The 26,347-nt window shown below is 70.4% G+C and carries 22 protein-coding genes; 8 read left to right on the top strand and 14 right to left on the bottom strand.

The genetic code is table 11. The features are described from left to right. Window positions 1-14 precede the first annotated feature (14 nt). Entirely contained in the window at window positions 15-1,601 is a 1,587-nt protein-coding gene (locus tag NV348_RS02360) for an MFS transporter (protein WP_447150907.1), read from the top strand. A gap of 34 nt (window positions 1,602-1,635) precedes the next feature. Next, window positions 1,636-1,869 (top strand): preprotein translocase subunit SecG, encoded by a 234-nt coding sequence (gene secG, locus NV348_RS02355; protein WP_218718250.1) that lies wholly within the window; start codon window positions 1,636-1,638, stop codon window positions 1,867-1,869. 72 nt (window positions 1,870-1,941) lie between these two features. Here the strand turns inward: secG and NV348_RS02350 are convergent, their stop codons facing one another. From NV348_RS02350 to tkt, 7 genes are all read right to left on the bottom strand, one after another. Beyond that, the gene (locus NV348_RS02350) at window positions 1,942-4,098 is read right to left on the bottom strand and encodes a thiamine pyrophosphate-dependent enzyme (protein WP_447145478.1); all 2,157 of its coding nucleotides are present in this window, start codon (window positions 4,096-4,098) and stop codon (window positions 1,942-1,944) included. 219 nt (window positions 4,099-4,317) lie between these two features. Then, window positions 4,318-5,073: a PaaI family thioesterase gene (locus NV348_RS02345; protein ID WP_447145477.1), complete on the bottom strand. Its 756-nt coding sequence runs from the start codon at window positions 5,071-5,073 to the stop codon at window positions 4,318-4,320. A 112-nt stretch (window positions 5,074-5,185) separates the two neighbouring features. Further along, complete coding sequence (gene pgl / locus NV348_RS02340; protein WP_447145476.1) at window positions 5,186-5,971, bottom strand: 6-phosphogluconolactonase; 786 nt, start codon at window positions 5,969-5,971, stop codon at window positions 5,186-5,188. After that, window positions 5,964-6,872 (bottom strand): glucose-6-phosphate dehydrogenase assembly protein OpcA, encoded by a 909-nt coding sequence (gene opcA / locus NV348_RS02335; protein ID WP_447145475.1) that lies wholly within the window; start codon window positions 6,870-6,872, stop codon window positions 5,964-5,966. The genes pgl and opcA overlap by 8 nt, the downstream gene beginning before the upstream one ends. After that, the gene (gene zwf, locus NV348_RS02330; protein WP_447145474.1) at window positions 6,869-8,440 is read right to left on the bottom strand and encodes a glucose-6-phosphate dehydrogenase; all 1,572 of its coding nucleotides are present in this window, start codon (window positions 8,438-8,440) and stop codon (window positions 6,869-6,871) included. The genes opcA and zwf overlap by 4 nt, the downstream gene beginning before the upstream one ends. Window positions 8,441-8,444: 4 nt before the next feature. Beyond that, window positions 8,445-9,581, bottom strand: coding sequence for a transaldolase (gene tal, locus NV348_RS02325; protein ID WP_447145473.1), 1,137 nt, complete (start codon window positions 9,579-9,581; stop codon window positions 8,445-8,447). A gap of 5 nt (window positions 9,582-9,586) precedes the next feature. Further along, entirely contained in the window at window positions 9,587-11,728 is a 2,142-nt protein-coding gene (tkt, locus tag NV348_RS02320; protein WP_447145472.1) for a transketolase, read from the bottom strand. Between the two features lie 442 nt (window positions 11,729-12,170). On the opposite strand from tkt, the gene NV348_RS02315 reads away from it, so the two are divergent. Then, window positions 12,171-13,160, top strand: coding sequence for a heme o synthase (locus NV348_RS02315; RefSeq protein WP_447145471.1), 990 nt, complete (start codon window positions 12,171-12,173; stop codon window positions 13,158-13,160). A gap of 66 nt (window positions 13,161-13,226) precedes the next feature. Here NV348_RS02315 and NV348_RS02310 read toward each other — a convergent pair whose 3' ends face one another. Continuing rightward, the gene (locus NV348_RS02310; protein ID WP_447145470.1) at window positions 13,227-14,753 is read right to left on the bottom strand and encodes an FAD-dependent monooxygenase; all 1,527 of its coding nucleotides are present in this window, start codon (window positions 14,751-14,753) and stop codon (window positions 13,227-13,229) included. Between the two features lie 96 nt (window positions 14,754-14,849). On the opposite strand from NV348_RS02310, the gene NV348_RS02305 reads away from it, so the two are divergent. Continuing rightward, complete coding sequence (locus NV348_RS02305) at window positions 14,850-15,461, top strand: TetR/AcrR family transcriptional regulator (RefSeq protein WP_447145469.1); 612 nt, start codon at window positions 14,850-14,852, stop codon at window positions 15,459-15,461. Window positions 15,462-15,612: 151 nt separating this feature from the next. Here NV348_RS02305 and NV348_RS02300 read toward each other — a convergent pair whose 3' ends face one another. Beyond that, complete coding sequence (locus NV348_RS02300; RefSeq protein WP_447145468.1) at window positions 15,613-16,578, bottom strand: quinone oxidoreductase family protein; 966 nt, start codon at window positions 16,576-16,578, stop codon at window positions 15,613-15,615. Between the two features lie 76 nt (window positions 16,579-16,654). Here NV348_RS02300 and NV348_RS02295 point away from each other — a divergent pair, with 76 nt between their 5' ends. Continuing rightward, window positions 16,655-17,020, top strand: coding sequence for a hypothetical protein (locus NV348_RS02295; RefSeq protein ID WP_447145467.1), 366 nt, complete (start codon window positions 16,655-16,657; stop codon window positions 17,018-17,020). 63 nt (window positions 17,021-17,083) lie between these two features. On the opposite strand, the gene NV348_RS02290 is transcribed toward NV348_RS02295, so the two are convergent. The 5 genes from NV348_RS02290 to NV348_RS02270 all read right to left on the bottom strand — a co-directional run bounded on the left by NV348_RS02290 (window position 17,084) and on the right by NV348_RS02270 (window position 22,636). Further along, the gene (locus NV348_RS02290) at window positions 17,084-18,058 is read right to left on the bottom strand and encodes a COX15/CtaA family protein (protein ID WP_447145466.1); all 975 of its coding nucleotides are present in this window, start codon (window positions 18,056-18,058) and stop codon (window positions 17,084-17,086) included. A gap of 66 nt (window positions 18,059-18,124) precedes the next feature. After that, the gene (locus NV348_RS02285; RefSeq protein WP_447145465.1) at window positions 18,125-18,907 is read right to left on the bottom strand and encodes an ABC transporter permease; all 783 of its coding nucleotides are present in this window, start codon (window positions 18,905-18,907) and stop codon (window positions 18,125-18,127) included. Then, complete coding sequence (locus tag NV348_RS02280; RefSeq protein WP_447145464.1) at window positions 18,904-19,836, bottom strand: ABC transporter ATP-binding protein; 933 nt, start codon at window positions 19,834-19,836, stop codon at window positions 18,904-18,906. The genes NV348_RS02285 and NV348_RS02280 overlap by 4 nt, the downstream gene beginning before the upstream one ends. A gap of 73 nt (window positions 19,837-19,909) precedes the next feature. After that, entirely contained in the window at window positions 19,910-21,628 is a 1,719-nt protein-coding gene (mptB, locus tag NV348_RS02275; RefSeq protein WP_447145463.1) for a polyprenol phosphomannose-dependent alpha 1,6 mannosyltransferase MptB, read from the bottom strand. Window positions 21,629-21,709: 81 nt separating this feature from the next. Then, complete coding sequence (locus NV348_RS02270) at window positions 21,710-22,636, bottom strand: rhomboid family intramembrane serine protease (protein WP_447145462.1); 927 nt, start codon at window positions 22,634-22,636, stop codon at window positions 21,710-21,712. A gap of 290 nt (window positions 22,637-22,926) precedes the next feature. Between NV348_RS02270 and NV348_RS02265 the strand changes: the two genes are divergently transcribed. The 3 genes from NV348_RS02265 to sufD are packed head-to-tail and all read left to right on the top strand — an operon-like array spanning window position 22,927 to window position 26,332. Then, window positions 22,927-23,721, top strand: coding sequence for a helix-turn-helix transcriptional regulator (locus NV348_RS02265; RefSeq protein ID WP_447145461.1), 795 nt, complete (start codon window positions 22,927-22,929; stop codon window positions 23,719-23,721). After that, complete coding sequence (gene sufB / locus NV348_RS02260; RefSeq protein WP_218718234.1) at window positions 23,718-25,154, top strand: Fe-S cluster assembly protein SufB; 1,437 nt, start codon at window positions 23,718-23,720, stop codon at window positions 25,152-25,154. Before NV348_RS02265 ends, sufB begins: the two co-directional genes overlap by 4 nt. Next, entirely contained in the window at window positions 25,154-26,332 is a 1,179-nt protein-coding gene (gene sufD, locus NV348_RS02255; protein ID WP_447145460.1) for a Fe-S cluster assembly protein SufD, read from the top strand. Before sufB ends, sufD begins: the two co-directional genes overlap by 1 nt. Window positions 26,333-26,347 lie beyond the last annotated feature (15 nt).

Here is a 26,347-nt window from a genome sequence, read left to right as displayed (position 1 = left end):
GGCGGGTGAGCAGCGTGGCAGCGGAACCGGTGTCGACGTGGGCGCCGTTGCGGTCGCCGGTGTATCGGGCGCTGTGGATCGCGCAGCTGGTGTCGAATCTGGGCACCTGGATGCAGACGGTCGGCGCGCAGTGGATCCTGGTCGACGCGCCGAACGCGGCCGCGCTGGTGTCGTTCGTGCAGACCGCGCTCGCCCTGCCGGTGATGCTGCTGTCCATCCCGTCCGGTGTGCTCGCCGACCTGGTCGATCGGCGCAGGCTGCTGATCGGCGCGCAGACCGGGATGGCGCTGGCCTCGCTCACCCTCACCGTGTTCACCGCCACCGGGCACACCACGCCCGCGGTCCTGCTGACCCTGCTGTTCCTGCTCGGCTGCGGGCAGGCGCTCACCGCGCCGGCGTGGCAGGCGATCCAGCCCGAATTGGTGCCGCGGGATCAGATCACATCGGCGGCGGCGCTGGGCAGCATGAGCGTCAATATCGGCCGCGCCGTCGGGCCCGCGGTGGCCGGTGTGATCGTCTCGATCGCCGGGCCGACCGTGGTCTTCGGGTTCAACACGCTCTCGTTCCTCGGCATCGTCGCGGTGCTGCTGGTGTCGACGTGGCCGACGCGGCCGCGCACCCTGCCCAGCGAACGTCCGCTCGCGGCGCTGCAAGCGGGCACCCGGTTCATCCGCGCGGCGCCCGCGATCCGGCGGGTGTTGTTCCGTGCGATCCTGTTCATCGCGCCCGCGAGCGCGGTGTGGTCGCTGCTGCCGGTGATCGCGCACGACCGGCTCGGTCTGGCCTCCGACGGTTACGGCCTGCTGCTCGGTGCGCTCGGACTCGGCGCGGTCTGTGGCGCGCTCGGCCTGTCCCGGTTGCGCGTGCTGTTCACCCCGACCCAGCGCCTCGCGCTGGCGGCCGTGCTGTTCGGGCTCGGCGCGGTGGCGACCGCGCTGGTGCCGAGCGTGTCCCTGGTGCTGATCCTGCTGGTCGGGGCCGGTCTGGCCTGGCTGCTGGCCATGTCGACGCTGAACTCGACCATGCAGCTGCTGTTGCCCGCGTGGGTGCGGGCCCGCGGGCTGTCGGTGTACATGCTGGTCTTCATGGGCGGGCAGGCCATCGGCTCACTGGTGTGGGGTCTGGTCGCCGGTGCCTACGGCGCGGTGACGGCGCTGCTGATCTCGGCGGTTCTGCTGGCCTGCTGCGCGGTCAGCACGGTGTGGTGGCCGATCCGGCACAACGTGGAGGACATCGACCTGTCCCCGGCGGCGTTCTGGCCGGAACCGCAGCTCGTCGTGGAACCCGATCCGGCGGACGGCCCGGTCCTGGTGATGCGCGGCTACGACGTGCCGCCCGAGGACGTCGCGGTGTTCACCGAGTCGATGGCGCTGGTCGGGCGGTCCCGGCAGCGGACCGGGGCGATGGAGTGGCGGCTCTACCGCGACGTCGGCACCGTCGACCGGTTCGTCGAAGCGTTCGTCGTGCGGTCGTGGGCCGAGCACATGCACCAGCATCAGGTCCGGTTGACCGCCCGCGACCAGGAGATCGAGCAGATGGTCGCGGACTGGTCGGCCGGGCCGGAGACGGTGTCCCACCTGGTCGCGGTCGAGCCTGGTTAGACCCGCTGCCCGTCGACCCCATAGGATGGTCGCCATGTCGCTGTTCCTCGATATCCTCCTTGTGATCACCAGCGTGCTGTTGGTGCTGCTGGTGCTGCTGCACCGCGCCAAGGGTGGCGGCTTGTCCAGCCTGTTCGGTGGCGGCGTCCAGTCGAGTCTGTCCGGCTCCACCGTGGTCGAGAAGAACCTCGACCGCATCACCATCTTCGTCGGCCTCGTCTGGCTGATCGCGATCCTCGGCATCGGCCTGGAGATCAAGTTCGCCTGAGTTCGCCCGAACTCCACGCTCGACCCTGCCGCCACACCGCGTGACGGCAGGGTTTCGTCTGCGCCGAGGTCGCTAGCGCACCGACCAGACGACTCGCTGTGCGGCGGCCTCGATGGCTTCCTCGCTCAGCAGGACCGTGTCCGCCGCCGGGCCGAGGGGGACGAAGCTGTCCGCGCTGGTGACGCGCGCGAGCGTGCCCTGGAACCCCGCGTCGACGAGCGCCGCGAACACCGACTCGGAAACCCCACCACCGCGCCGGGTCTCATCGGCGACCAGGACACGCCCGCTCGCCTCGGCGTGGTGGAGCAGGTCCGCGACCGGGAGCGGGTTGAGCCAGCGCAGGTCCAGGACCCGGACGCGGATACCCTGCGCGGCGAGGCGATCCGCGGTGCGCAGGCTCATCGGCACCCCGTTGCCGAAGGTGACGAGGGTGAGGTCGGTGCCCTCGCCGTAGCCGCGGGCGCGGCCGATCGGGACATGGCCGGCGGCCGGTGCGGCGAGCCAGGATTCGTCGCCGGGATGCAGATCCCTGGTGTGGTACAGGGCGATCGGCTCCACGAACAGGCACACGCGGCCGTCGACCCGGGCGGCGGCGACACAGGTCCGCAGCATCGCCGCCGCGTCGTCGGCGCGGGCGGGCACGGCCAGCACTACACCGGGGATATCGCGCAGGGCGGCCAGGGAATCGTCGTTGTGGAAGTGGCCGCCGAAACCCTTCTGGTACGCGAGCCCCGCGATCCGCACCACCATCGGATTGCGGTACTGCCCGTTGGAGAAGAACGACAGCGTCGCCGCCTCACCCCGGATCTGATCGGCGGCATTGTGGACATAGGCCAGGTACTGGATCTCCGGAATCGGTACGAAGCCCGCGAGCGCGGTGCCAAGGGCGGTACCGAGGATGGTCTGTTCGTCGAGCAGGGTGTCGAAGACCCGGCGCGCGCCGAACCGCTTGCGCAGCCCCTTGGTGACGCCGTAGACCCCGCCTTTGCGGCCGACATCCTCGCCGAAGACCAGCACGTCGGGGTCGCGGGCGAGGAGTTCGCCCAGGGTGTGGTTGATCGACTGTGCCAAAGTCATCGGCGGCCGGTCCGGTGCGTCGGCGTGGTCGCGCAGGACATCGGCGCGGACCGCGTCCGGCGTGGCGGGCGCCAGCGGGGCGGTGACCGCACCCGCCGAGCTCAGCCGGGGTTCGCGCACCACCTTCTCGGCCGTTTCGCGCACGACCCCACCGATCCGGTCGTAGCGGGCGAGCAGATCGGCGGTGTCGGCGATCCCCGCGGACAACAGGTAGCGGGCGGTGCCGAGCAGCGGATCGCGGGCGAGGTCGGCGGCGATCTCGGCCGGGCCACGGTAGGCCCCTTCGACATCGGAGCCAGCGTGCCCGCCGAGACGCACCGTGCGCACGTGCAGGAAGACCGGCACCCGCCAGGTCCGCGCGAGCTGCACCGCGTCGTCGGCCGCACCGAGGACATCGGGCAGCTCGGAGCCGTCGGCGGCGAGGTAGGTCAGGCCCGGCCGGGGACCGTAGTCGCGTTCGATCCAGTCCGGCGGTGTCGGCACGCTGATGCCGAGACCGTTGTCCTCGCAGACGAACACGATCGGCATCGGCACACCCTGATGCGACGCGTGCACCGCGGCGTTGATCGCGCCCGCCGCCGTGGAGTGGTTGGCCGAGGCGTCACCGAAACTGCACACCACCACCGCGTCGGCGGGCCACGGACACCGAATCCCCTGCCGCGCGGCCCGATCCAGCGCGAAGGCCAGACCGACCGCGCGCGGCAGATGGGAGGCGATCGTCGAGGTCTGCGGGATGATCGCGGCCTGCTTGCTGCCGAAGACCTTGTGCCGGCCACCGGAGATGGGATCGGCGGCCGCGGCGACGACGCCGAGCAGCACATCCCGGATCGGATCGAGGCCGGTCACCCGCCGGCACCGCTGCACGAAGAAGGCCCCGGACCGGTAGTGCAGCAGGGCCGGATCGTCGACCCGCAGGGCCGCCGCCACCGCCGCGTTCCCCTCGTGCCCCGAGGACCCGATGCTGTAGTACCCCTGGCGCGCGGCCCCGAGCCGTCGCGCGGTCAGATCGAGATGCCTGCTGGTGACCTGGGATTCGAAGATCTCGACCCCGACGGCCGCGTCGATCGACGGCGGCGCGTCGGTGCGTGGCGGGACCGTCAGCGCCGTGAGCGCCGTCCGGAACACCGCGTCGAGGTCGACCGCCCCGCTCACGGCCGCACCTCGTCGCCAGCACCTGCTCCTGGAATCTCGCGCACCGTCACCACTCCTCGCTCGAGTCGAGTCGACGTCCGTTCCGCCGGCCTTGCCCAGGATTCCGATGCTAGGCGCTCCGGTCGCCGAACCAGGCCGTTCACGCGAGGTCGATCGGTGGGTGTGCGGGGTCGCTGCCCGTCGGCGTGAGCCGCCGGTGACCGGGTGATGTGCGCGGCGCTACTGCCCGCCCGACGCTGGTGTCTCGCGGGGGACGACCCACAGGGCCTCGGCGAGGGCGCAGAGGTCGCCGTCGCGAGTGGACAGGGCAACGCCCACCGTGTGTTTGCGGCCCTCGCCGCGGACCGCCCAGGCGTGGGCGATGTACTCCGCACCCGCGGGGACCGGACGGAATCGGGTGGCGGTCAGGGCCGCGGTGACCGCGCCGCGAGCCATCCCCTGGAAGGTCCAGGCGGCGATACCGCCGGGGCAGTCGAGGGCGGACCAGATGATCTCCGGTGGCAGTCCGCCCGTGTCGTCGGCGAGGCTCAGGTCGGGTGTCCAGGCGGCGGCGACCATCGGACGGTCCGGCACCGGCCACGGGAACAGGCGCAGCCCGTGGCCTGGGGAACACTCGACACCGCACCCGAAACAGTCGGTGACCGGGCGGTGCGGGCTCGCGAGCGCGGCGTCGGCCGCGCGCTTGGCCGCCGACCAGGACGGGCCGGGCGGTGCGGTGATGTCGAGGACGGCGGGGGACGCCTGTGCCAGCACGGCGCCGTCCGCGTCGGTCAGGGTCGCGTGGCCCGGTTCGGCGGTGGGCAGGGCGATCGGGGTCTCGATCGGGACCGCGCGGCGGAAATCGACGCGCACGGTGTCGGCGCCGGAGCGGCGGGCCAGCATGCCGGCGACGTAGCCGCCGAACGCCACCCGGGGATAGCCGTGCACGTGGGCCGGAATCGTCACCGTCTCGGTCTGGATCATGCTGGTGGTCACCCTTTCGGCCGGTAGAACACCTCCGACGATATCGATGACTCGTCGGCGTCGGCAGGCAGGGTTCCCCTGCGAATGGCCGGGTCCCGCAGGACCAGGCCCTTCGGCGATGCGATTACTCCTCGTCGAGGAGCAGGTCCGCGGCGGCGGCCTCGTCGACGACCCAGGTGGTCGATTCGATGCCGACCGCCCCGGCGGAGGGGACGTCGTCGGGGGAGGCCCCGTTGACGGCGGCGGCGACCGCGGCGGCCTTGCCGACCCCGCTGACCACCAGCATGACGTGGCGCGAGCGGTGGATGGCGGGCAGCGTCAGCGACACCCGGGTGGGCGGCGGCTTCGGGCAATCATGGACCGCGACAACGTAATCCGTGGTCTCCCTGATCGCCGGGGAGTGCGGGAACAGTGAGTTGATGTGGCCTTCGGGCCCCATGCCGAGCACAGTCAGGTCGAACTCGCCGCGCTCGTCGAGCTCGGTGTGCACGATCTGGGCGTACGCGGCGGCCGCGGCTTCCGGGGAGCCGTACGTGCCGTCGGACGGGGCGATCGGGAACACATGCGCGGGGTTGAGCGGAACGAAGTCGAGCAGCGCCTGCCTGGCCTGCAGCTCGTTGCGGTCCGGGTCGCCGTCGGGCACGAAACGCTCGTCGCCCCAGTAGATGTAGAGGGTCGACCAGTCGATGTCGCCCGGGTTCTGCCGGACCCGCTCCAGGAGCCGGATGCCGTCGCTGCCGCCGGTGAGCGCCACCGAGGCGGTGCCGCGCTCGGCCTGCGCGGTGACGATCACGTCGACGAAGCGTTCGGCCGCGGCATCGGCGAGACCGTCGGGGTCGTCGTGGACTTCGATGGTGTTGGCGGGGAATTCGGCGCCGAGTTCGTCGTGCACGTCGATGTGGTCACTCATAGGTCACCTTCTCGATTCCGGCGAGCGCCTCGGCGTAGATCTCGTCGGCGTCGAGCCGGCGCAGTTCCTCGGCGAGGCAGTCGCGAGTTTCCCGGCGGGCCAGCGCGATGCGCTGGTCGGGTTCACCGGTGCGGGTCAGTGTTGCGGTCCTTCCCAGTTGCGGCCGGCTGATGGCGATCGAATCCGTGCCGCGGTGCAGCTCCACCCGCAGCTCGCCCGTCTTGCGGACGACAGGGCAGTTCAGCCGCGCGGCCAGCCAGCCCGCCAGCGTGTCCAGCGCGGGCTCACTGGCCAGGCCCGACACGGTCACCGAGGTGACCGGCTCGAACGGCGGCTCGTCCAGCGCGGCGGCCAGCAGCGCCCGCCAGTAGGTGATGCGGCTCCACGCCAGGTCGGTGTCGCCCACCGCGTAGGAGTAGCGGCGCTTCTTGATCGCGGCCTGCGGATCGGGCGCGAAGGTGGCGTCGGTGATCCGGCGCTTGGCCAGCTTGCCCACCGAGTCCATCGAGGGGAACTCCGGTGCGCCCCGCGGCCACCACGCCACCACGGGGGTGTCGGGCAGCAGGAACGGGGTGACGACGCTGCTCTCGTGGTTCACCAGCGGACCCTGCAACCGCAGCACGATCACCTCGGCCGCGCCGGCGTCGCCACCGACCCGGATCTGGGCGTCGAGGCGGGTGTCGGCGTCGCGGTCACCGCGGGCCAGCACGATCACCCGGCAGGGATGCTCGCGGCTGGCGTCGTTGGCGGCGTCGATCGCGTCCTCGGCCTCGGAGGAATCCAGGGTGCAGACCACCAGGGTGAGCACCCGGCCCTGGGTGATGACGCCGTTGGTCTCGCGCAGCTGCACCATCTTCTTGCCCACATCGACCGTGGTGGTGTCGGGCATGTCGACGATCACGGGCGCCGCCACTCCCGCCCGCTGCGCGCGAGCATCTCCTCGGCCGAGGCCGGACCCCAGGTGCCCGCCTCGTAGGGTTCGGGCTTGCCCTCGGTGGCCCAGTGCGCCAGCACCGGATCGAGGATGCGCCAGGACAATTCGACCTCTGCGTTGACCGGGAACAGTGAGGGCACACCGAGCAGCACGTCCAGGATCAGTCGCTCGTAGGCCTCGGGGGAGGACTCGGTGAACGCCTCGCCGTAGCTGAAGTCCATGTTCACGTCGCGCACTTCCATGCCCGAACCCGGCACCTTGGAACCGAAGCGCAGGGTGATGCCCTCGTCCGGCTGCACCCGGACGACCAGCGCGTTCTGGCCGAGTTCCTCGGTCATCGTCTGATCGAACGGCAGGTGCGGTGCGCGCTTGAAGATCACCGCGACCTCGGTGACCCTGCGGCCCAGGCGTTTTCCGGTGCGCAGGTAGAACGGGACACCCGCCCAGCGGCGGTTCTCCACGTGCAGGGTGATCGCGGCGTAGGTCTCGGTCCGCGACTGCGGGTCGAAACCCTCCTCCTCGTGCAGGCCCACCACGTGCTCGCTGCCCTGCCAGCCCTCGGTGTACTGGCCGCGCGCGGTCGTCTCGTCCAGCGGCTCGACGAGTTTGGTGGCCGAGAGCGCCTTGATCTTCTCGGTGGTCAGCTGCTGGGGCTCGAAGGAGGTGGGTTCCTCCATCGCGGTGAGTGCCAGCAGCTGCAGCAGATGGTTCTGGATGACGTCACGGGCGGCGCCGATGCCGTCGTAGTAGCCGGCGCGCCCGCCGAGGCCGATGTCCTCGGCCATGGTGATCTGCACGCTGTCGACGTAGTTGGCGTTCCAGATCGGCTCGAACAGCTCGTTGGCGAAGCGCAGCGCGAGGATGTTCTGCACCGTCTCCTTGCCGAGATAGTGATCGATGCGGAAGACCTGCTCCTCCGGGAACACCCGGTTGACCAGCGCGTTGAGTTCCTTGGCGCTGGCCAGGTCGTGGCCGAAGGGCTTCTCGATCACCACGCGGCGCCACGGCAGATGGCCGTCGGCGTCGATGCCGGTGGGCTGGGCGAGCTTGTGTTCGGAGAGCTGGTCGAGCACCACCGGGAACATGTTCGGCGGAATCGACAGGTAGAAGGCGTAGTTGCCGCCGGTGCCGCGGGTCGCGTCCAGGGTCCGCAGGGTGTCGGCGAGTGTCGCGAAGGCGGCGTCGTCGTCGAAACTGCCCTGGACGAATCGCACCCCCTCCGCCAGGTGGTCCCAGACCTCCTGGCGGAAGGGGGTGCGCGCGTGCTGTTTCACCGCGTCGAGGACGACGGCGGCGAAGTCTTCGTCGGCGTAGTCACGCCGGGCGAAGCCGACCAGGGCGAACCCGGGCGGCAACAGGCCCTGGTTCGCGAGGTCGTAGATGGCCGGCATCAGCTTCTTGCGGGACAGATCTCCGGTGACACCGAAGATCACCATGCAGCAGGGTCCCGCGATGAAGGGAACCCGTTTGTCTCGTTCGTCGCGCAGCGGGTTATGCCACAGCCCCGCCTGATCCGTCGATGCTGTGCCGGCCATCGGGTCAGTTGCCCCCCGCCGCCGCGGAGTTCAGTTCGCCGGTGGTGGCTTCCAGCAGTTCGTTCCAGGCCGCCTCGAACTTGTCGACGCCCTCACGCTCGAGCAGGTCGAACACGTCGTCGAGGTCGATGCCGACCGCGCTCAGGTCGGCGAAGACCTGCGCGGCCTCCGCGGCCCGGCCGCTGAGCGTGTCACCGCGCACCTCGCCGTGATCGGCGAAGGCCTGCAACGTCTTCTCCGGCAACGTGTTCACGGTGTTCGCGCCGACGAGCTCGGTGACGTAGAGGGTGTCCGGGTAGTCCGGGTTCTTCACGCCGGTCGAGGCCCACAGCGGCCGCTGCCGGTTGGCGCCCTGCGCGGCCAGGTGGTTGTAGGTGGAGGTGTGCGCCCCACCGTCGAACACGTCCTGGTACTCGGCGTAGGCGAGCCGGGCGTTCGCGACGCCGGCCTTGCCGCGCAGCGCGAGCGCCTCAGGGGTGCCGAGCGCCTCCAGCCGCTTGTCGATCTCGGTGTCCACGCGGGAGACGAAGAACGAAGCGACGGAATGGATCTTGGCCAGGTCGTGGCCGCCGATCTTGGCGTTGCGCAGACCGTCGAGGTAGGCGCCCATCACCGCGCGGTAGCGCGGCACCGAGAAGATCAGCGTCACGTTGACGCTGATGCCCTCGCCGATCACCGAGGTGATGGCGGGCAGGCCCGCCTCGGTGGCCGGGATCTTGATGAACAGGTTCTTGCGGTCGACGATCTTCCACAGCTCGATGGCCTGGGCGACGGTCTTGTCCGCGTCGAAGGCGAAGCGCGGGTCGACCTCGATCGACACGCGACCGTCGACGCCGTTGCTGGCCTCGAACACCGGGGCGAGCACGTCGCAGGCGGCGCGCACGTCGTCGGTGGTCATGGTGCGGATCGCGGCGTCGGCGTCGGCGCCCTGGGCGGCCAGCTCTTTCAGCTGACCGTCGTAGTCGTGGCCCTGGCTCAGCGCGGCCTGGAAGATGCTCGGGTTCGTGGTGACACCGACGACGCTGCGGGTCGCGATCAGGTCGGCGAGATTGCCGGACTTGATCCGCTCACGGGACAGGTCGTCGAGCCACACCGAGACGCCCGCGGCCGAGAGCGCGGCGAGATTCTCGTTCTGTGCCATTGGTTTTACCCCTTCACCTTGTCGGTCGAACGCAGCGCGGCGGCGACGACGGCATCGGCGGTGATACCGAACTCGGAGTACAGCGTCTTGAAGTTGGCCGACGCGCCGAAGTGCTCGATACCGACGACCTCACCCGCGTCACCGACGAACCGGTGCCACGGCATCGCGATACCGGCCTCGACGGCCACCCGGGCGCGCACCGAGGGCGGCAGCACCTCGTCGCGGTAACCCTGCTCCTGCGCGTCGAACCACTCCACGCACGGCATCGAGACCACGCGGGTCGGGATGCCCTGTTCCTCCAGCGTAGTGCGCGCGGCGACGGCGAGCTGGAGCTCGGAACCGGTGCCGATGAGGATGACCTGCGGGGTGCCGGTGGAGGCCTCGGCCAGGACGTAGCCGCCCTTCTTGACACCCTCGTAGCTGGTGCCTTCCAGGGTGGGGACGTCCTGACGGGTCAGCGCCAGCGCGGACGGGCCGTCCTGGTGCGGGGCGTCGTAGGTGGCGAAGTGCGAGGTGTGCTCGTCGGAGTCGCGTTCGAGGATGGTGCGCCAGGCGTGCACGGTCTCGTTGGCGTCGCCGGGACGGACCACGTTGAGGCCGGGGATCGCGCGCAGTGCGGCCAGGTGCTCGATCGGCTGGTGGGTCGGGCCGTCCTCGCCGAGCCCGATGGAGTCGTGGGTCCAGACGTAGATGGCGGGCACCCGCATCAGCGCGGCCAGGCGCACGGCCGGGCGCATGTAGTCGGAGAACACCAGGAAGGTGCCGCCGTAGGGACGGGTCGGGCCGTGCAGCGCGATGCCGTTGAGGATCGAGCCCATCGCGTGCTCACGGATACCGAAGTGCAGGGTGCGGCCGTAGGGCTGCGCCTTCCACATGCCGGTGGAGATCGACTCCGGGCCGAAGCTCGGCTGGTTCGGCATGGTGGTGTTGTTGGACTCGGCCAGGTCGGCCGAACCGCCCCACAGCTCCGGCAGCTCGTCGGCGACCGAGGCCAGGAACTTGCCGGACGCCTTGCGGGTGGCCATGCCCTTCGGATCGGTCTCGAACGCCGGCAGCGCCTCGACCCAGCCCTTGGGCAGCGTGCGGGTCTGCAGACGGTCGAACAGCGACTTGTTCGACGGGTTGGCCTCGGCCCACGCGTCGAAGCCCTGCTGCCACGTCGCCTTCGCCTCGGCACCGCGGCCGAGCGCCCCGCGGGTGTGCTCGATGACGGCCGGGTCGACGTCGAAGGACTTCTCGGGATCGAAACCGAGCGCCTTCTTCACCGCGGCGACCTCGTCGGCGCCCAGCGCCGCGCCGTGCACGCCGCCGGTGTTCATCTTGTTCGGCGCGGGGAAGCCGATGATGGTGCGCAGGATGATGATCGACGGCTTGCCGGTCTCGGCCTTGGCCGCCTCGATGGCCGCCTCGATCGCTACGACGTCCTCGCCGCCCTCGACGATCTGCACGTGCCAGCCGTAGGCCTCGTAGCGCTTGGCGACATCCTCGGTGAAGGCGATGTCGGTGTCGTCCTCGATGGAGATCTCGTTGTCGTCGTAGATCACCACGAGGTTGCCCAGCTGCTGGGTGCCCGCGATCGAGGAGGCCTCGGCGGTGACGCCCTCCTGCAGGTCGCCGTCGGAGGCGATGGTGTAGATGAAGTGGTCGAACGGGCTGGTGCCCGGCGCGGCCTCGGGGTCGAACAGGCCGCGCTCACGGCGGGCGGCCATCGCCATGCCGACCGCGGAGGCCAGACCCTGGCCCAGCGGGCCGGTGGTGATCTCGACGCCGTCGGTGTGGCGGAACTCGGGGTGGCCCGGGGTCAGCGAGCCCCACTGGCGCAGATCTTCGAGGTCGGTCAGCTCCAGGCCGAAACCGGCCAGGTACAGCTGCACGTAGAGGGTGAGGCTGGAATGCCCACAGGAGAGCACGAATCGGTCGCGACCGACCCAGCGCGGCTCCGCGGGGTCGTGGCGCATGGTGCGCTGGAAGAGCGTGTAGGCGACCGGCGCGAGACTCATCGCGGTGCCGGGGTGCCCGTTGCCGGCCTTCTGCACGGCGTCGGCGGCGAGCACGCGGGCGGTATCGACGGCCTTGGTGTCGAGGTCCGTCCAGTCGCTGGGGTAGTTCCGCTGAGTGAGGGCGCGAATGTCGTCTGTGACTGACACGACCGTGGTTCTCCTGACCTAGGTTTCGTCGACGGCGATACATGGCAGCGGCGATGGGGGACTGATGCGGATCGCACGCGGCCGGGGGTGCGTACCGATGTACATCCATACCCTAGTGGTGGTGCTCGGTGGGACCGGCGCGAACCCTGGTTGTGAGTCTAGTGCGGACCTGGGCGTCGTCTCCCGGTGTGGGCGGCATCGACCGGCGCGCCGGACGGTGGCGGGTCCGCGGTGCCGTTCACCTGCATGTCGATGCCGGTTCACCGCCGCGTGGGGCAGCGCGCGGGCCGCGGGCGGCGCAGTGGCCGCGCCCACGGTGGCAGGGGCCTGGCGTGGAGCGGCACCGCCGTGGGTCTACCATCGTCTGTAGTAGTGGCCGCGCCGCAGCCGCGCGCTGCTCGTTCCAATGCCGGATGCGAAGCACAGCGTGCGAGGAGAAACAGTGCGGATCGATCCCCAGCCGGGTAGTAGCGGTGCGCACAATTCCTCGACGGCACTGGCCGATCGCCTCACCGGGGACGGTCTCGTCTCCAAGGTACTGCGCAAGCCGCTCGCCTACATCGCGCTCACCAAGCCGCGCGTCATCGAGCTGTTGCTGGTCGCCACCATCCCGACCATGCTGCTGGCCGACCGCGGCACCGTCGACATCCGGCTGATCCTGGTCACCCTGTTCGGTGGCTGGATGGGCGCGGCCAGCGCCAACACCCTCAACTGTGTCGCCGACGCCGACATCGACAAGGTGATGAAGCGGACCGCGCGCCGCCCACTGGCCCGCGACGCGGTGCCGACCAGGCACGCGCTCGTCTTCGGTGTGGCCCTCGGCGCGCTGTCCTTCGCGTGGCTGTGGTGGCAGGCCAACCTGCTCAGCGGCGTGCTGGTCGTCGTGACGATCCTCTTCTACGTCTTCGTCTACACCAAGGGCCTCAAGCGCCGGACCTCGCAGAACGTGGTCTGGGGCGGCGCCGCGGGCTGCATGCCCGCCCTCGTCGGCTGGTCCGCGGTCACCGGCACCATCGGCTGGCCCGCGATCGTGCTCTTCGCCGTCATCTTCTTCTGGACGCCGCCGCACACCTGGGCGCTGGCCATGCGCTACAAGGAGGACTACCGCGCGGCGGGCGTGCCCATGCTGCCGGTGGTCGCGACCGAGCAGGTCGTCACCAAGCAGATCGTCATCTACACCTGGCTCACCGTGCTGGCCACGCTCGCCCTGGTCCCGGCGACCGGCGTCATCTACGCCGCCGTCGCGCTGGTCGCGGGCGCCTGGTTCCTGCTGATGGCCCACCAGCTCTACGCCGGGGTGCGCCGCGGTGAATCGGTGAAGCCGCTGCGGTTGTTCCTGCAGTCGAACAACTATCTGGCCGTGGTGTTCTGCGGTCTGGCCGTGGATTCGGTGCTGGGCTGGACCACGCTGGGTAGCCTCGTCGGGCTCTGAGTTCACCAACACGCCGATGCGGCGCGATGACGGCGGTGCCGCCTGGGCGATCATCGCCGGCGAGGCCTACCACCGGTGGGCGAGATGGCCGTCCGGCCGGATCAGAATTCGGTTGCCAGGGGTGGCCGCGTAGGCGGTGAACGCGTGTCCGTCGGTGTCGACGAGCGTCGAGGGCGAGAGGTGGTCGGCGGCTCCGGGGTCGATCGGGGCAGCGCAGCGGCGGATCTCGATCGTGCGAACGGCGGGATCGTCGAGGGGTACGTGGTTCGCCGAGGCGGACGGCGGGACAGTCGCCGCCGTTGTGGCGGCAGGGGGCGATTCGTCGGAGTCGCCGGTCGCCGCCGCGAAACGCAGCAGGGTGGCGTGCGGGCCGCGAAAGAGGTCGAACAGGCGGAGCGGGCGCCCGGACGTGTCGTGGAGTGGAGCGTCCGGTGCGCGATCGCCCGCGACGAGCGGGCCGTTGTCGGCGGGGGAGCGGTAAGTGATGGCGAGCTGGCGGGTTTCGGGGCCGCGGTGCATCGCGTCCCCGTCGCCGTCGACCAGCTTGTCGAGGAGTTCGGTGCTCAGACCGAGGACGCGGGCCGCGACGGTGCGGCGTTCGGGTTCGTAGGTGTCGAGCGGGGCCGGGTCGCCGGCGAGCGCCGCGGCCAGTTTCCAGCCGAGGTTGTAGGCGTCCTGGACACCGGTATTGAGGCCCTGTCCGCCGGTCGGCGGGTGGACGTGGGCGGCATCGCCGGCGAGCAGGACGGGGCCGTCGCGGAATCGCGCGGCGAGGCGAATATTGGGGCGCCACACCGTGACCCAGGACAGGTCGCTCAGGGTCAGGCCGAGTGCGGGCGCGTGGCGGTCGGCGAGGTCCTGGAGGGTGGCCAGGTCGGCGGTCTGGTTCTGCGACAGCGGGGCGGCGAACTGGAAGCGGCGCCCGCCCGGCAGCGGTGACAGCGCGAAACCGGTCATCGGCTGATCGGCCGCCGCCGCGAACCAGTAGCCGTATTCGTGATCGAGGTCGTCGACGCGGACATCGCCGAGCAGCATCCTGATGGTGTCGTCGGTCGTGCCCTCGAACGCGATGCCGAGGCGCTTGCGCACCGTGCTCGCGCCGCCGTCGGCACCGACCAGATAGCTCGCGTGGACCGTCTCCCGGTCGCCGTCGCGCTCGAGGGCCGCCGTGACGCCAGTGCTGTCCTGCGTGAAATCGACCAGCGCCGTGGCGAATTCGACCCGGACGCCGAGCTCGGCCAGCCGGGCCCGCAGAATCGCCTCGGTATCGGACTGGCCGAGGACCCAGGCGTTCGGGTACGGCACGTCGGGTGTCGGCGCGACGGGCTCCGCCATCCGGCGCTCGCCCACGAACTCGCCACCGAAGTGGGCGCGCATCACCGGGAGATCGCGCCCGGCGGCCAGCACCGCGTCGAGGACGCCGAGGTCGTCGAACACCTCGAGCGTGCGCGGCTGGATGCCGTCGCCGCGCGACCCCTGGAAGGCCGACTCCGCCCGGTCGACGATCCGGACGGCGACGCCGCGGCGGGCGAGATCGATGGCGAGGGTGAGACCGGTCGGGCCTGCACCGGCGACGAGTACCTGGTCAGACATGGGAACTGCCTCCTACGGCAGGAAATGAATCACTATTCACTGAATATGAATTCAGTTTCAGTGTTGGTACCGTGCTTGTCAAGGAGGTGGCCTCGGATGGCAGGCAGCAGGCGTGAGAAGTCCGTGGAGACGGAGCAGGCGCTCAAGGATGCCGCCCGGCAGGTTTTCGCCGAACACGGCTACCTGAACGCCAAGATCACCGACATCACCGCCGCCGCGGGCCGCGCGGCCGGCTCGTTCTACAACCACTTCGCGAGCAAAGAGGAATTGCTGCAGGCACTGCTGGCGGAGATGGCCGCGGCGGGTGACGAGCGCGCGGCCGACCCCGAGCACAGCGGGGACTTCACCGATCCGGCGGCGATCCGCTACCACGTGCGCGGCTACTGGACCTTCGCCCGCGAGCACGCCTCGGTGCTGCGGGCGATGGGGCAGGCGGCGCAGGTCAGCCCCGAATTCGCCCGGATCGTCGCGGATTTCGGGACCGCGCAGCGCGCCGATATCGCCGACCACGTGGCGGACTTCCCCGAGCGCGGGCTCCAACTGCCGGGGACCGTCGACGCCAGCCTGGCGATGATGTTCGCGGCGGTCGACGGGATGCTGCGGATGGTGGCGGACGGGTCGGTGAGGATCTCCGACGAGGAGGCGATCGAGTCGGTCACGCGGTTCGTCTACCGGGGGCTCACCGGTCGCGACTACTCACCGGCGTAGGGGCTTGCCGGTGTGGCCGGAGACCGCGCGCCCACCTTCGACCTGCGTCGATGTCGGCTGGACCGCGTCGATCGGCGGCTGCCCGCTCCGATCGCGTCGCGGCAGGGACAGCCCCCGCGGTATCCGCGGGGGCTGGTGAACTGTCGTACGTCTACGGGAGCAGGACGAGGGAACCGGTGGTCTTGCGCCCGGCGAGATCCCGGTGGGCCTGCGCCGCGTCCGCGAGGGGATAGGTCGCGCCGATGCGGAAGGTCAGGGTGCCTGCCGCGATGGCGTCGAAGACATCCGTTGCCCGCCACAGGAATTCGGCGCGGGTCCGGGTGTAGGCGCCGAGGGACGGGCGGGTCAGCCACAGTGAGCCGGCGGGGTTGAGGCGCTGCGGGTCGAACGGCGGGACGGGGCCGCTGGCCGCGCCGAACAGCGCGAGGGTGCCGCGCACGCGCAGGGAGGCGAGACCGGCTTCGAAGGTGCTCGCGCCGACGCCGTCGTAGACCGCGGCGACGCCCTCGCCGCCGGTGAGCTCGCGGACCCGCGCGGCCAGGTCGTCGCCGTAGCGCAGGACCTCGGCGGCGCCCGCCGCGCGGGACAGTTTCTCCTTGTCGTCGGTGGAGACGGTGGTGATCACCCGCGCGCCCTTGGCGGCGGCCATCTGGGTGAGCAGCAGGCCGACGCCGCCCGCGCCCGCGTGGATCAGCACCGGGTCGCCCGGCTCGGGCCGGAACACCGATTCGACCAGGTAGTGCGCGGTCATGCCCTGGAGCAGGGCGGCGGCCGCCACGGTCTGGTCGACGCCGTCGGGCACTCGCACCGCCACGGCCGCGTCGACGGCGACCTTCTCCGCGTAGCTGCCCGGCGCCGCTGCCCACGCGACCCGGTCGCCCACCGCGAACTCGCTGACCTCCGCGCCGACCTCCGCGACGACACCGGTGCCCTCGGAGCCCGGAATATAGGGCGTGGCCTGCGGATACTGTCCGGTGCGGAAGTAGATATCGATGTAGTTGACGCCCACACCCCGGGTGTCGACCAGCAGCTGACCGGGCCCGATCTGCGGATCAGCCACCTCGACGTACCGCAGGACCTCGGGACCACCGTGCTCGGAAACCTGAATCGCGCGCATGAGTCTCCTTTGTACACCCCGTGTTCGACGCCACTCGGGGGTGGACTCGCGACTACCGGCCGGTAAACTCTGGCCCATGAGTGCTACCACCGCCCCCGTCGCCGTGAAGGTGCCCGCCGAGGTCGAGAAGTCCGTCGCCAAGTTCGTCGCCGAGCACGGCGGTTCCGGGACGGCCGTGCTGCAGTACCTGGGCGAGCAGGGTGTGCGCATCACGCTGGTCGGTGCCGACGGCATCCTCGGCGACCGCGTGGTGGCCGACCTGGCGACCGCGAAGGCGCTCGTCGAGCGGGTCGACGGGCTCACCGAGGCCGACGAGTGGAACCGCGAGCTGGTCTCCGTCGTGACGCCGACCGCGTCGCACTGGAAGAAGATGGCGGGCTGGGTCGCCCACCAGACCAAGTTCCCGAAGGCGCGCAACGGAAAGCTGTTCGCCGGCGCCTGATTCCGGCACGAACGCACGACAGCCCGCGATCCCAGGATCGCGGGCTGTCGTCGTTTCGGGAGGTCAGTGCGCGGCGGCCGGCGACACCGGCGCGGGCGCGTCCACCTGCTCGCGGACCCGCAGCGAGGCCCACAGCGCGGCGGTGGCCGCCGTGCACGCGGCCGCGCCACCGACATGGATGGCGACCAGCGCGGCGGGGACGTCGGTGAAGTACTGGACGATGCCCACGAGGGACTGCGACAGCACCAGGCCGAGCAGCACGTACAGGCGGGTGCGGATCGCCGGGGTGATGCCGACGGCGAACAGGCCGAAGGCCAGACCGATCAGCAGCGCCAGATAGCCGACCAGCAGCTGCGAGTGCAGGTGCACCAGCGTGACGATCTCGACCTCGAGCCGGGCCACCGGCCGTTCGATACTCTTGTCGCCCGCGTGCGGGCCCGCGGCGGTGACCAGCGTGCCCGCGATCAGCACGCCGGCGAGCGCCACGCCGCTCAGCGCGGTGAGCCAGCGCAGGGGAGCGGGCACCTGGACGGTGTCGATGCCGTCGTCGGGCTCGCCGATCTTGGCGAACAGCACGACCGCCAGCCACACCATCACCATCGAGGCCAGCAGGTGCACGGCCACCGTCCACCACAGCAGACCGGTCCGCACGGTGATGCCGCCGATGATCGCCTGCACCACGGTGCCGCCGGGCATCAGCCACGCGTAGACGAGGACCTCGCGCCGCCGCCGCGCCCTGACCACGGCGAGCACGATCAGCGCGGCGCACAGCGTCACCGCGAAGGTGAGCATCCGGTTGCCGAACTCGACGGTCTGATGCAGGACCGGCACCTCCGAGACCCCCACCGGAGTGAAGCTGCCGGGGAAGCACTGCGGCCAGGTGGGGCAGCCGAGGCCGGACGCGGTGACGCGCACGACGGCGCCGGTCACCGAGATTCCGGCCTGGCTGAGGATCACCGCGAGCGCGATGAGCCGCTGCACCCGCAGCGAGGGGAGCGGTAGCCGGTCGACGAGGCCAACGAAGGCGCGATACAGCACGTCACGATGGTACTGGCCGCGAAATCCCGACCGATACCAGGGCTACTACAGTGCGTCGTTGATCACTCAGCTGAACCGGAACAGGCGGGTCGCCAGCCAGCCGCACACCACGCCCCAGATCGCGAGCACCGCGACCCCGAACCAGTCGATCGCGCCCGTCAACGCAGACTCCAGCGCGAACGCCAGCGCGCCGGAGGGCACCAGCCGGACGAGCACCGTGACGACATCGGGCAGCGAGTCGCCGACGAGCACCAGACTGGCGACGCCGAGCATGACGAACCAGAGAATATTGGCCAGCGCCAGCACGACCTCGGCCTTGAGCGTTCCGCCCAGCAGCAGGCCCATCGCCGCGAAGGTCGCGGTGCCGAGCGCGATCACCAGCGCGCCGAGCGCGAGACCGCCGATCCCGGGCCGCCAGCCCAGGGCGACACCGATCGCGCCGAGCAAGATCGCCTGCAGCACCACGACGATCAGCACCGCCGCGCACTTGCCCGCGATCACGCCCCAGCGGGGCAGCGGGGTAGCGCCGAGCCGCTTGAGCGCGCCGTAGCGCCGGTCGAAGCCGACGGCGATGGCCTGGCCGGTGAACGCGGTCGACATCACCGCGGTCATCATGACCATCGGCACCACCTTGTCGACCCGGTGCTCGCCGAGCTCGCCGAACGGCAGCAGCGTGAGCCCGATCAGCAGGGTGATCGGGATGAACATGGTGAGCAGCAGCTGTTCGCCGTTGCGCAGCAGCAGCTTCAGTTCGAGGCCGGTCTGCGCGACGAGCATCGCCCGCCGGGCGGCGGGGCGCGGGGCGGGGGCGAAGGTGCCGGGCAGGAACCGGCTGGTGGTCTCGGTCATCCGCGCAGGTCCCGTCCGGTCAGTTCGAGGAAGACGTCTTCGAGGCGGCGCTGATCGATGCGGATGTCGGTGGCGAGCACGTCCATCCTGGCGCACCAGGCGGTGACGGTCGCCAGCACCTGCGGGTTGATCTCGCCCTCCACCAGGTAGGTGCCCGGCGTCGTCTCGCGGGGTGAGAAGCCTTCCGGCAGTGCCGATTTCAGCAGGGCGATATCGAGCTTCGGTGGGGCGCAGAAGCGCAGCTGGCCCGCGGCGCCGTGCGCGGTGACCTCGGCGGGCGTGCCCTGGGCGACGATCTCCCCGTGATCGATGATCACCAGCTGGTCGGCGAGTTGCTCGGCCTCGTCCATCATGTGCGTGGTGAGCACGACGCTCACGCCGTCGCGGCGCAGGGCGTCGATCAGCTCCCACACGATCAGCCGGGCCTGGGCGTCCAGACCGGCGGTCGGCTCGTCGAGGAACACGATCTCGGGCCTGCCGACCAGCGCGCAGGCCAGCGCGAGGCGCTGCTGCTGGCCGCCGGACAGGCGGCGGTAGGGCGTGCGGCGATTGTCCCGCAGACCCAGGGTGGACAGCAGCCAGTCGGGATCGATCGGGTCGGCCGAGTAGGCGGCGACCAGGTCGAGCATCTCGCCCGCTCGTGCACCCGGGTAGGCGCCGCCGCCCTGGAGCATGACGCCGATGCGCGGACGCAGCTGCTCGGAATCGGCGATCGGGTCGAGGCCGAGGACACGGACCGTGCCCGCGTCGGGGCGCACGAAGCCCTCGCACATCTCGACGGTGGTGGTCTTGCCCGCGCCGTTGGGGCCGAGCAACGCGAACACCTGGGCCTGTTCGACATCGAACCGCAGGCCGTCGACCGCGGTGGTCTCGCCGTAGCGCTTGACCACGCCGTCGACGCTAACAGCGGGTCCGGGGCGACTTGTCACGACTGCGCCTCGCTGACGCTCGGCTCCGTCGCGCCAATGGGTGCTGTGCCCTTGGTTCGCTCGCTGCGCTCCCTCACGATGTCACACGGTAAGCCGTGCCCTCCTGTGACGGAGCCGACACCCCCGGCTGAGCCCGCCACGGCAGGGAGTGCCTGGTGAGCGCGAAGAACAACGCGAAGCAGACCGCGGCGGCCAGTGCGGCGCCGACGATCTGGAAGACCTGGAACTCCGCCCCGCGCGGCATCACCAGCATCGAGACGACCGCGGAGAACGCGACGGCGGGCACGCGGAACACCGGCTGGGTGGCCCAGGCGGCCAGCGGCACGATCGCCCACAGTAGGTACCAGGGCTGAACCACCGGGAACAACAGCACGATCGCGCCCAGCGAGACACCCAGCGCGCCGACCGGATGCAGGCGACCGGTGCCGGTGGCGACGAGCATGCGGACCGTGATGTAGGCCGCGACCGCCGCCGCGATCGGGCGGGTGATCGACAGCAGCGCGGTCGTGTGGTCACCGAGGCCGAGCAGGACGCCACCGAATCCGGTGATGATGCCGATGACGGTCGGCAGCGACATCCAGCTGCGCACGGCGCTGGCGGTGTTGAGGGTGAAGATCCAGCCGAAGCCCAGGCCGCTCACCGAACTCACGAACAATGTCGTCACCCCGGCGATCACGCCGAGCAGCAGCGCCGCCTTGACGACAGCTTTGAGATCCCCGCCCCAGCGGCGGGCGAGCGCCATCCCGACGAAGCCGAGCGCGATGATCGAGGTGAATTTGATCGAGGACGACAGCGTGATCACCACCGCGCCTCCGATCAGCAGTCCGTAGGCGCGGGCGTCGAACGGCGCGAGGCCGGTCCCGGTCAGCCGATCGGGTCTGCCGCCCTCGCCGTAGATCGCGCGCAGCATCAGCTCCACCCCCGCCAGCATCAGACCGAGCATGAGCGCGTCGTTGTGCACGCCGCCGACCAGATGGAACAGCACCAGCGGGTTGGCCGCGCCCAGCCACAGCGCGCTCACCGGCGCGACACCGCAGCGCACCGACAGCCGCGGCAGCGCCCAGACGATCAGCGCCACGCCCGCGAGGGCGAGCAGCCGGTGCACCCACACCCCGGCGATGATGTTGTCCCCGGTCAGTTCCGCGATGCCGCGGCCGATCCAGAGGAACAGCGGGCCGTACGGCGCGGGGGTGTCGCGCCAGATGGTCGGCACGTTGTTGGTGAGCACATTGTCGATACCGAGGCCGGCGACCGGACCCTCCAGATAGGGGTCGATGCCGCGCGCGGCGATCTCGCTCTGCGCCAGATAGGAATAGACGTCGTTGCTGAACATCGGCGGCGCCACGCTCAGCGGGATGATCCACAGCAGCAGCGTCCGGTCCAGCTGCGATCGGGTCAGCCGATGCAGCGGCGATCCGGCCAGACCGCCGACCGCGAACCGGCCGAGCAGCAGCCACGCGCCGATCACCAGCACGGTGCCGAACATGCACATCGCCAGCGACCCGGTGTGCGCCCGCGCGAAGATGCCGAGCACCCGCATGCCGGAGACGGGGTTCTGGTGCACCGGTTGCGCGCCGATACCCAGCGCTGCGATCGCCATGAGGACCGCGCCGGTCGCGCCCATCAGGCGGATGCGGTCGAGCTGCGCGCGCTCGTGCCGGTCGAGACCGGGCACCTCGCTCTCGTCGCGGTGCAGCACCGCGACGGTGTGATCGGGCGTCGAGACGTCGAGCCCGAGAGCCCGCCTCCCGAACGCCAGTGTCTTGCGCGCCGCGCCTTCCAGTACCGCCACGGAGAGCGAGCCTAGTGTGGCGTGCCGTCACGGGTGGTGCTCCGGTCGACGCGGCGTCGTCGACCAGCGCGGATCACCGAGTCAGCGCGGTGCCTCGGTGCCGGGGGCCGACACCTGGACGGGTGGGGCCGGGATGTCGCCGCGCACCATCAGCGTGGCCGCGACGATGACGGCCAGGCATGCCACCGCGACCGCGCCCAGCGAAGCCCACCCGATCCGCCGTGCGGCCTCGGGCGTCCGGGCCGACAGCCATTCCGGGACGAACAGAATGCCGAGCGCGGCGAGCGTGCCCGCGGCCAGCCCGCCGAGGTGACCCCACAGCGAGATGCCGGGGAGCGAGAAGCTGATCAGCACGTTGACGCCGATGACGACCAACATCGGCGTCGGGCTCTGCCGCAGCCGGATCAGGGTCACGGTGACCGCGCCGAACAGGCCGTACACCGCGCCGGAGGCGCCCGCGGTGGCGGTGACCATGTCCGAGAGGGCCATCACCGCGGCGGACCCGCCGAGCAGCGAGATCAGGTAGACGCACGCGAAGCGCACCCGGCCGAGCACTCGCTCCAGATCGCGGCCGACGACGTAGAGCGCGAACATGTTGACCAGCAGGTGGATCGCGCCGTAGTGCAGGAATCCGGAGCCGAGTAGCCGCCACCACTCGCCGTCGGCCACCAGCAGCGGGACCAGCACGAACTCCCGGAACAGCGCCGACCCTCGGTAGTTGTCCATCGGGCTGCCCGCCTGGGCGGCGGTGACGAGATAGACGAGGACGTTGATCGCGATCAACCCGTAGGTGACGTAGGGGATCGCGGCCGCGCCGGCCGCCGCGCCGCCGACGGTGCGTACCTGGCGCACGTCGCGCTGCCCCTGGCGCACGCAGTCCACGCAGTGCTGGCCGACAGCGGCGGGATACAGGCACTCGGGACAGGCGGGCCTGCCGCACCGGGTGCACGCGAGGCCGGTGGGTCGGTCGGGATGGCGGACACACGTCGGTGCGGGCGGGTTGGACACCTCGTCATCGTGCCACGGCCCCGACGCCGGGGCGGGCCGACCGCTGAGCGATACCCACCGGGGCCGCAACACCGGTGTTGCGTAATTCCGGCGGCATCGGACCGGCCTCCGGACGTGTGCGATGGGTCACCTCGGCGGCGCGGTCCGGCCCCGGCGCGAGGGCCGCACCTGGGGTTTTGCCGGGTGGTCCCGCTGTCCGATGATCTTCGCCGCAGGTCAGGGCACCCTTTGTCAGGTGACCCTTATTAGATTTAGGGAAGTAATTCCGCCACACTGGTGTTGTGAAAACCGTGGGTTTGCGGACAGACGTGGACGGGACCGGTCGTAAGACGACCGGCGCTCGGTCGTCCGCCGGTCCGGCGGCGACCGCGCACGAAGGGCACACCAGGGCGGCGATCGTCCAGTTGCTGCTCGAAGACGGCCCGATCACCGCGACCGCGATCGGCACCGCACTCGGGCTCGCGCCCGCGGGCGTGCGCAGGCATCTCGACGCGCTGATCGACGCCGGACAGGCGCGGGCGAGCCGGTCGGCGCCGTGGCAGCAGAAGGGCCGCGGCCGTCCGGCCAAGCAGTACCAGCTGACCGCGGCGGGGCGCGGCAACCTCGGGCACGCCTACGACGATCTGGCCGGCGCGGCGATCCGCCAGCTCGGCGAGATCGGCGGCGAGGCGGCCATCGCCGAATTCGCGCGCAAGCGGGCCCGCACCATCGTCGACGGCATCGAGCCGGTCGCCGAGCACACGGCGCCCGTCATCGAAGCCAAGGTCGAGGAGATCGCGGAAGCGTTCGCCGACGCCGGTTTCGCCGCCACCACCCGCCAGGTCGGCGCCGGTGTGCAGATCTGCCAGCATCACTGCCCCGTAGCCCACGTGGCCGAGGAGTTCCCGCAGTTGTGCGACGCCGAACTGGACGCTTTCCGGGACCTGCTCGGCACCCACGTCCAGCGACTTGCGACCATCGCCAACGGCGATTGCGCCTGCACCACCCACGTACCGCTGGTCGCGCTCCCGAAAACAGCTTCCACCCCATCCGCCGCACAGCCCGCGGCGGGACGAACGAACGACTCCGGAAGGAGTGCCGAATGACGACGACCACCGACCAGGTGCAACCGCTGACCCAGGACGAGACCATCGCCTCGCTGGGCAACTACGGTTACGGCTGGGCCGATTCGGATGTGGCCGGTGCCAGCGCGCAACGCGGCCTGTCGGAGGCTGTCGTTCGCGACATCTCGGCCAAGAAGAGCGAGCCGGAGTGGATGCTCGACATCCGCCTCAAGGCCCTGCGCATCTTCGATCGCAAGCCCATGCCGAACTGGGGTTCCAACCTCGACGGCATCGACTTCGACAACATCAAGTACTTCGTGCGTTCGTCGGAGAAGCAGGCCGAGAGCTGGGAAGACCTGCCCGAGGACATCAAGAACACCTACGACAAGCTGGGCATCCCCGAGGCGGAGAAGCAGCGCCTGGTGTCCGGTGTCGCGGCGCAGTACGAGTCCGAGGTCGTCTACCACTCCATCCGCGAGGACCTGGAGAAGCAGGGCGTCATCTTCCTCGACACCGACACCGCGCTCAAGGAGCACCCGGAGATCTTCCAGGAGTACTTCGGCTCGGTGATCCCCGCCGGTGACAACAAGTTCTCCGCGCTCAACACCGCCGTCTGGTCGGGTGGCTCGTTCATCTACGTGCCGCCGGGCGTGCACGTCGACATCCCGCTGCAGGCCTACTTCCGGATCAACACCGAGAACATGGGCCAGTTCGAGCGGACGCTGATCATCGTCGACGAGGACGCCTACGTCCACTACGTCGAGGGTTGTACAGCCCCGATCTACAAGTCCGACTCGCTGCACTCCGCGGTCGTCGAGATCATCGTGAAGAAGGGCGGCCGCTGCCGCTACACGACCATCCAGAACTGGTCCAACAACGTCTACAACCTGGTCACCAAGCGGGCCAAGGCCGAGGCGGGCGCCACCATGGAGTGGGTCGACGGCAACATCGGCTCCAAGGTCACCATGAAGTACCCGGCGGTCTGGATGACCGGTGAGCACGCCCACGGCGAGGTGCTCTCGGTCGCGTTCGCCGGCGTCGGCCAGCACCAGGACACCGGTGCCAAGATGCTGCACCTGGCCCCGCACACCTCCTCGACCATCGTGTCGAAGTCGGTGGCGCGTGGTGGCGGTCGCGCGTCGTACCGCGGTCTGGTCCAGATCAACAAGGGCGCCCACGGCTCCAAGTCGACCGTGAAGTGCGACGCGCTGCTGGTCGACACGATCAGCCGCTCCGACACCTACCCCTACGTCGACATCCGCGAGGACGACGTGACCATGGGCCACGAGGCGACCGTCTCCAAGGTCTCCGAGGACCAGCTGTTCTACCTGATGAGCCGCGGTCTGACCGAGGACGAGGCGATGGCCATGGTGGTGCGCGGCTTCGTCGAGCCCATCGCCAAGGAACTGCCGATGGAATACGCGTTGGAACTGAACCGGCTCATCGAGCTGCAGATGGAAGGGGCCGTTGGCTGATGTCGTCGCTCGAGACGCCGATTCAGAATCCGGGCGCCGGTGCCGCGGTCAACAAGGGCGAGGTCTTCACCTCGTTCGACGTGGACCAGTTCGAGGTGCCCTCGGGCCGTGACGAGGCGTGGCGGTTCACCCCGCTGCGCCGGCTGCGCGGCCTGCACGACGGCACCGCGGTGCGCGACGGCCAGGCCACCGTCGAGGTGAGCGAGGTCGCCGGTGTCACCGTGGAAACGGTGGACCGCACCGACGCCCGCCTCGGCCAGGCCGGTACCCCCGCCGATCGGGTCGCCGCCCAGGCCTACTCGGGCTTCGAGTCGGCGACCGTGATCACCGTCGGCCAGGAGACCGAGGTCGCCGACCCGATCACCGTGACCGTCACCGGTCCGGGCGAGGGCAAGACCGCCTACGGTCACCTGCAGGTGCGCCTGGACAACTTCGCCGTCGCCACCGTGGTCCTCGACCAGCGCGGCAGCGGAACCTACGCCGAGAACGTCGAATTCGTGCTGGGTGACAGCGCCAAGCTGACCGTCGTCGCCGTCCAGGAATGGGACGAGGACGCCGTGCACGCCACCGCGCACCACCTGAAGCTGGGGCGCGACGCCACCGTGCGCCACTTCGCCGCCACCCTCGGCGGCGACCTGGTGCGCCTCACCGGCACCGTGCGCTACGCCGGTCCCGGCGGCGAGGCCGAGCTGTTCGGCCTGTACTTCGCCGACGCGGGCCAGCACTTCGAGCAGCGCCTGCTGGTCGACCACTCCGAGCCCAACTGCAAGTCCAACGTGCTGTACAAGGGTGCGCTGCAGGGCGATCCGAAGTCCGCCAAAGGTGATGCCCGCACCGTGTGGGTCGGCGACGTGCTGATCCGCGCGGCCGCCGAGGGCACCGACACCTACGAGGCCAACCGCAACCTGGTGCTCACCGACGGCGCGCGCGCCGACTCGGTGCCGAACCTGGAGATCGAGACCGGCGAGATCGCCGGTGCCGGACACGCCAGTGCCACCGGCCGTTTCGACGACGAGCAGCTGTTCTACCTGCGCTCGCGCGGCATCCCGGAAGACGTCGCCCGCCGCCTGGTGGTGCGCGGCTTCTTCCACGAGATCATCCAGAAGATCGCGGTCCCCGAGGTCCGGGAGCGGCTGGAGGCGGCCATCGAGGCCGAGCTCGCCACTGTCGGTATCTGACCAACTCTTACCTCC

It is taken from the genome of Nocardia fodinahabitans (genome assembly GCF_052983615.1).
The sequence above is the reverse complement of the archived record's forward strand: the minus strand, read 5'-3'. Positions and strand labels throughout refer to the sequence as shown.

Excerpts from the sequence above, each read along its gene's own strand:
- secG (WP_218718250.1), top strand. The coding sequence starts at position 1,636 with ATGTCGCTGTTCCTCGATATCCTCCTTGTGATCACCAGCGTGCTGTTG.
- pgl (WP_447145476.1), bottom strand. The coding sequence starts at position 5,971 with ATGAGTGACCACATCGACGTGCACGACGAACTCGGCGCCGAATTCCCC.
- zwf (WP_447145474.1), bottom strand. The coding sequence starts at position 8,440 with ATGGCCGGCACAGCATCGACGGATCAGGCGGGGCTGTGGCATAACCCG.
- tal (WP_447145473.1), bottom strand. The coding sequence starts at position 9,581 with ATGGCACAGAACGAGAATCTCGCCGCGCTCTCGGCCGCGGGCGTCTCG.
- NV348_RS02310 (WP_447145470.1), bottom strand. The coding sequence starts at position 14,753 with ATGTCTGACCAGGTACTCGTCGCCGGTGCAGGCCCGACCGGTCTCACC.
- NV348_RS02305 (WP_447145469.1), top strand. The coding sequence starts at position 14,850 with ATGGCAGGCAGCAGGCGTGAGAAGTCCGTGGAGACGGAGCAGGCGCTC.
- NV348_RS02300 (WP_447145468.1), bottom strand. The coding sequence starts at position 16,578 with ATGCGCGCGATTCAGGTTTCCGAGCACGGTGGTCCCGAGGTCCTGCGG.
- NV348_RS02295 (WP_447145467.1), top strand. The coding sequence starts at position 16,655 with ATGAGTGCTACCACCGCCCCCGTCGCCGTGAAGGTGCCCGCCGAGGTC.
- NV348_RS02285 (WP_447145465.1), bottom strand. The coding sequence starts at position 18,907 with ATGACCGAGACCACCAGCCGGTTCCTGCCCGGCACCTTCGCCCCCGCC.
- sufB (WP_218718234.1), top strand. The coding sequence starts at position 23,718 with ATGACGACGACCACCGACCAGGTGCAACCGCTGACCCAGGACGAGACC.
- sufD (WP_447145460.1), top strand. The coding sequence starts at position 25,154 with ATGTCGTCGCTCGAGACGCCGATTCAGAATCCGGGCGCCGGTGCCGCG.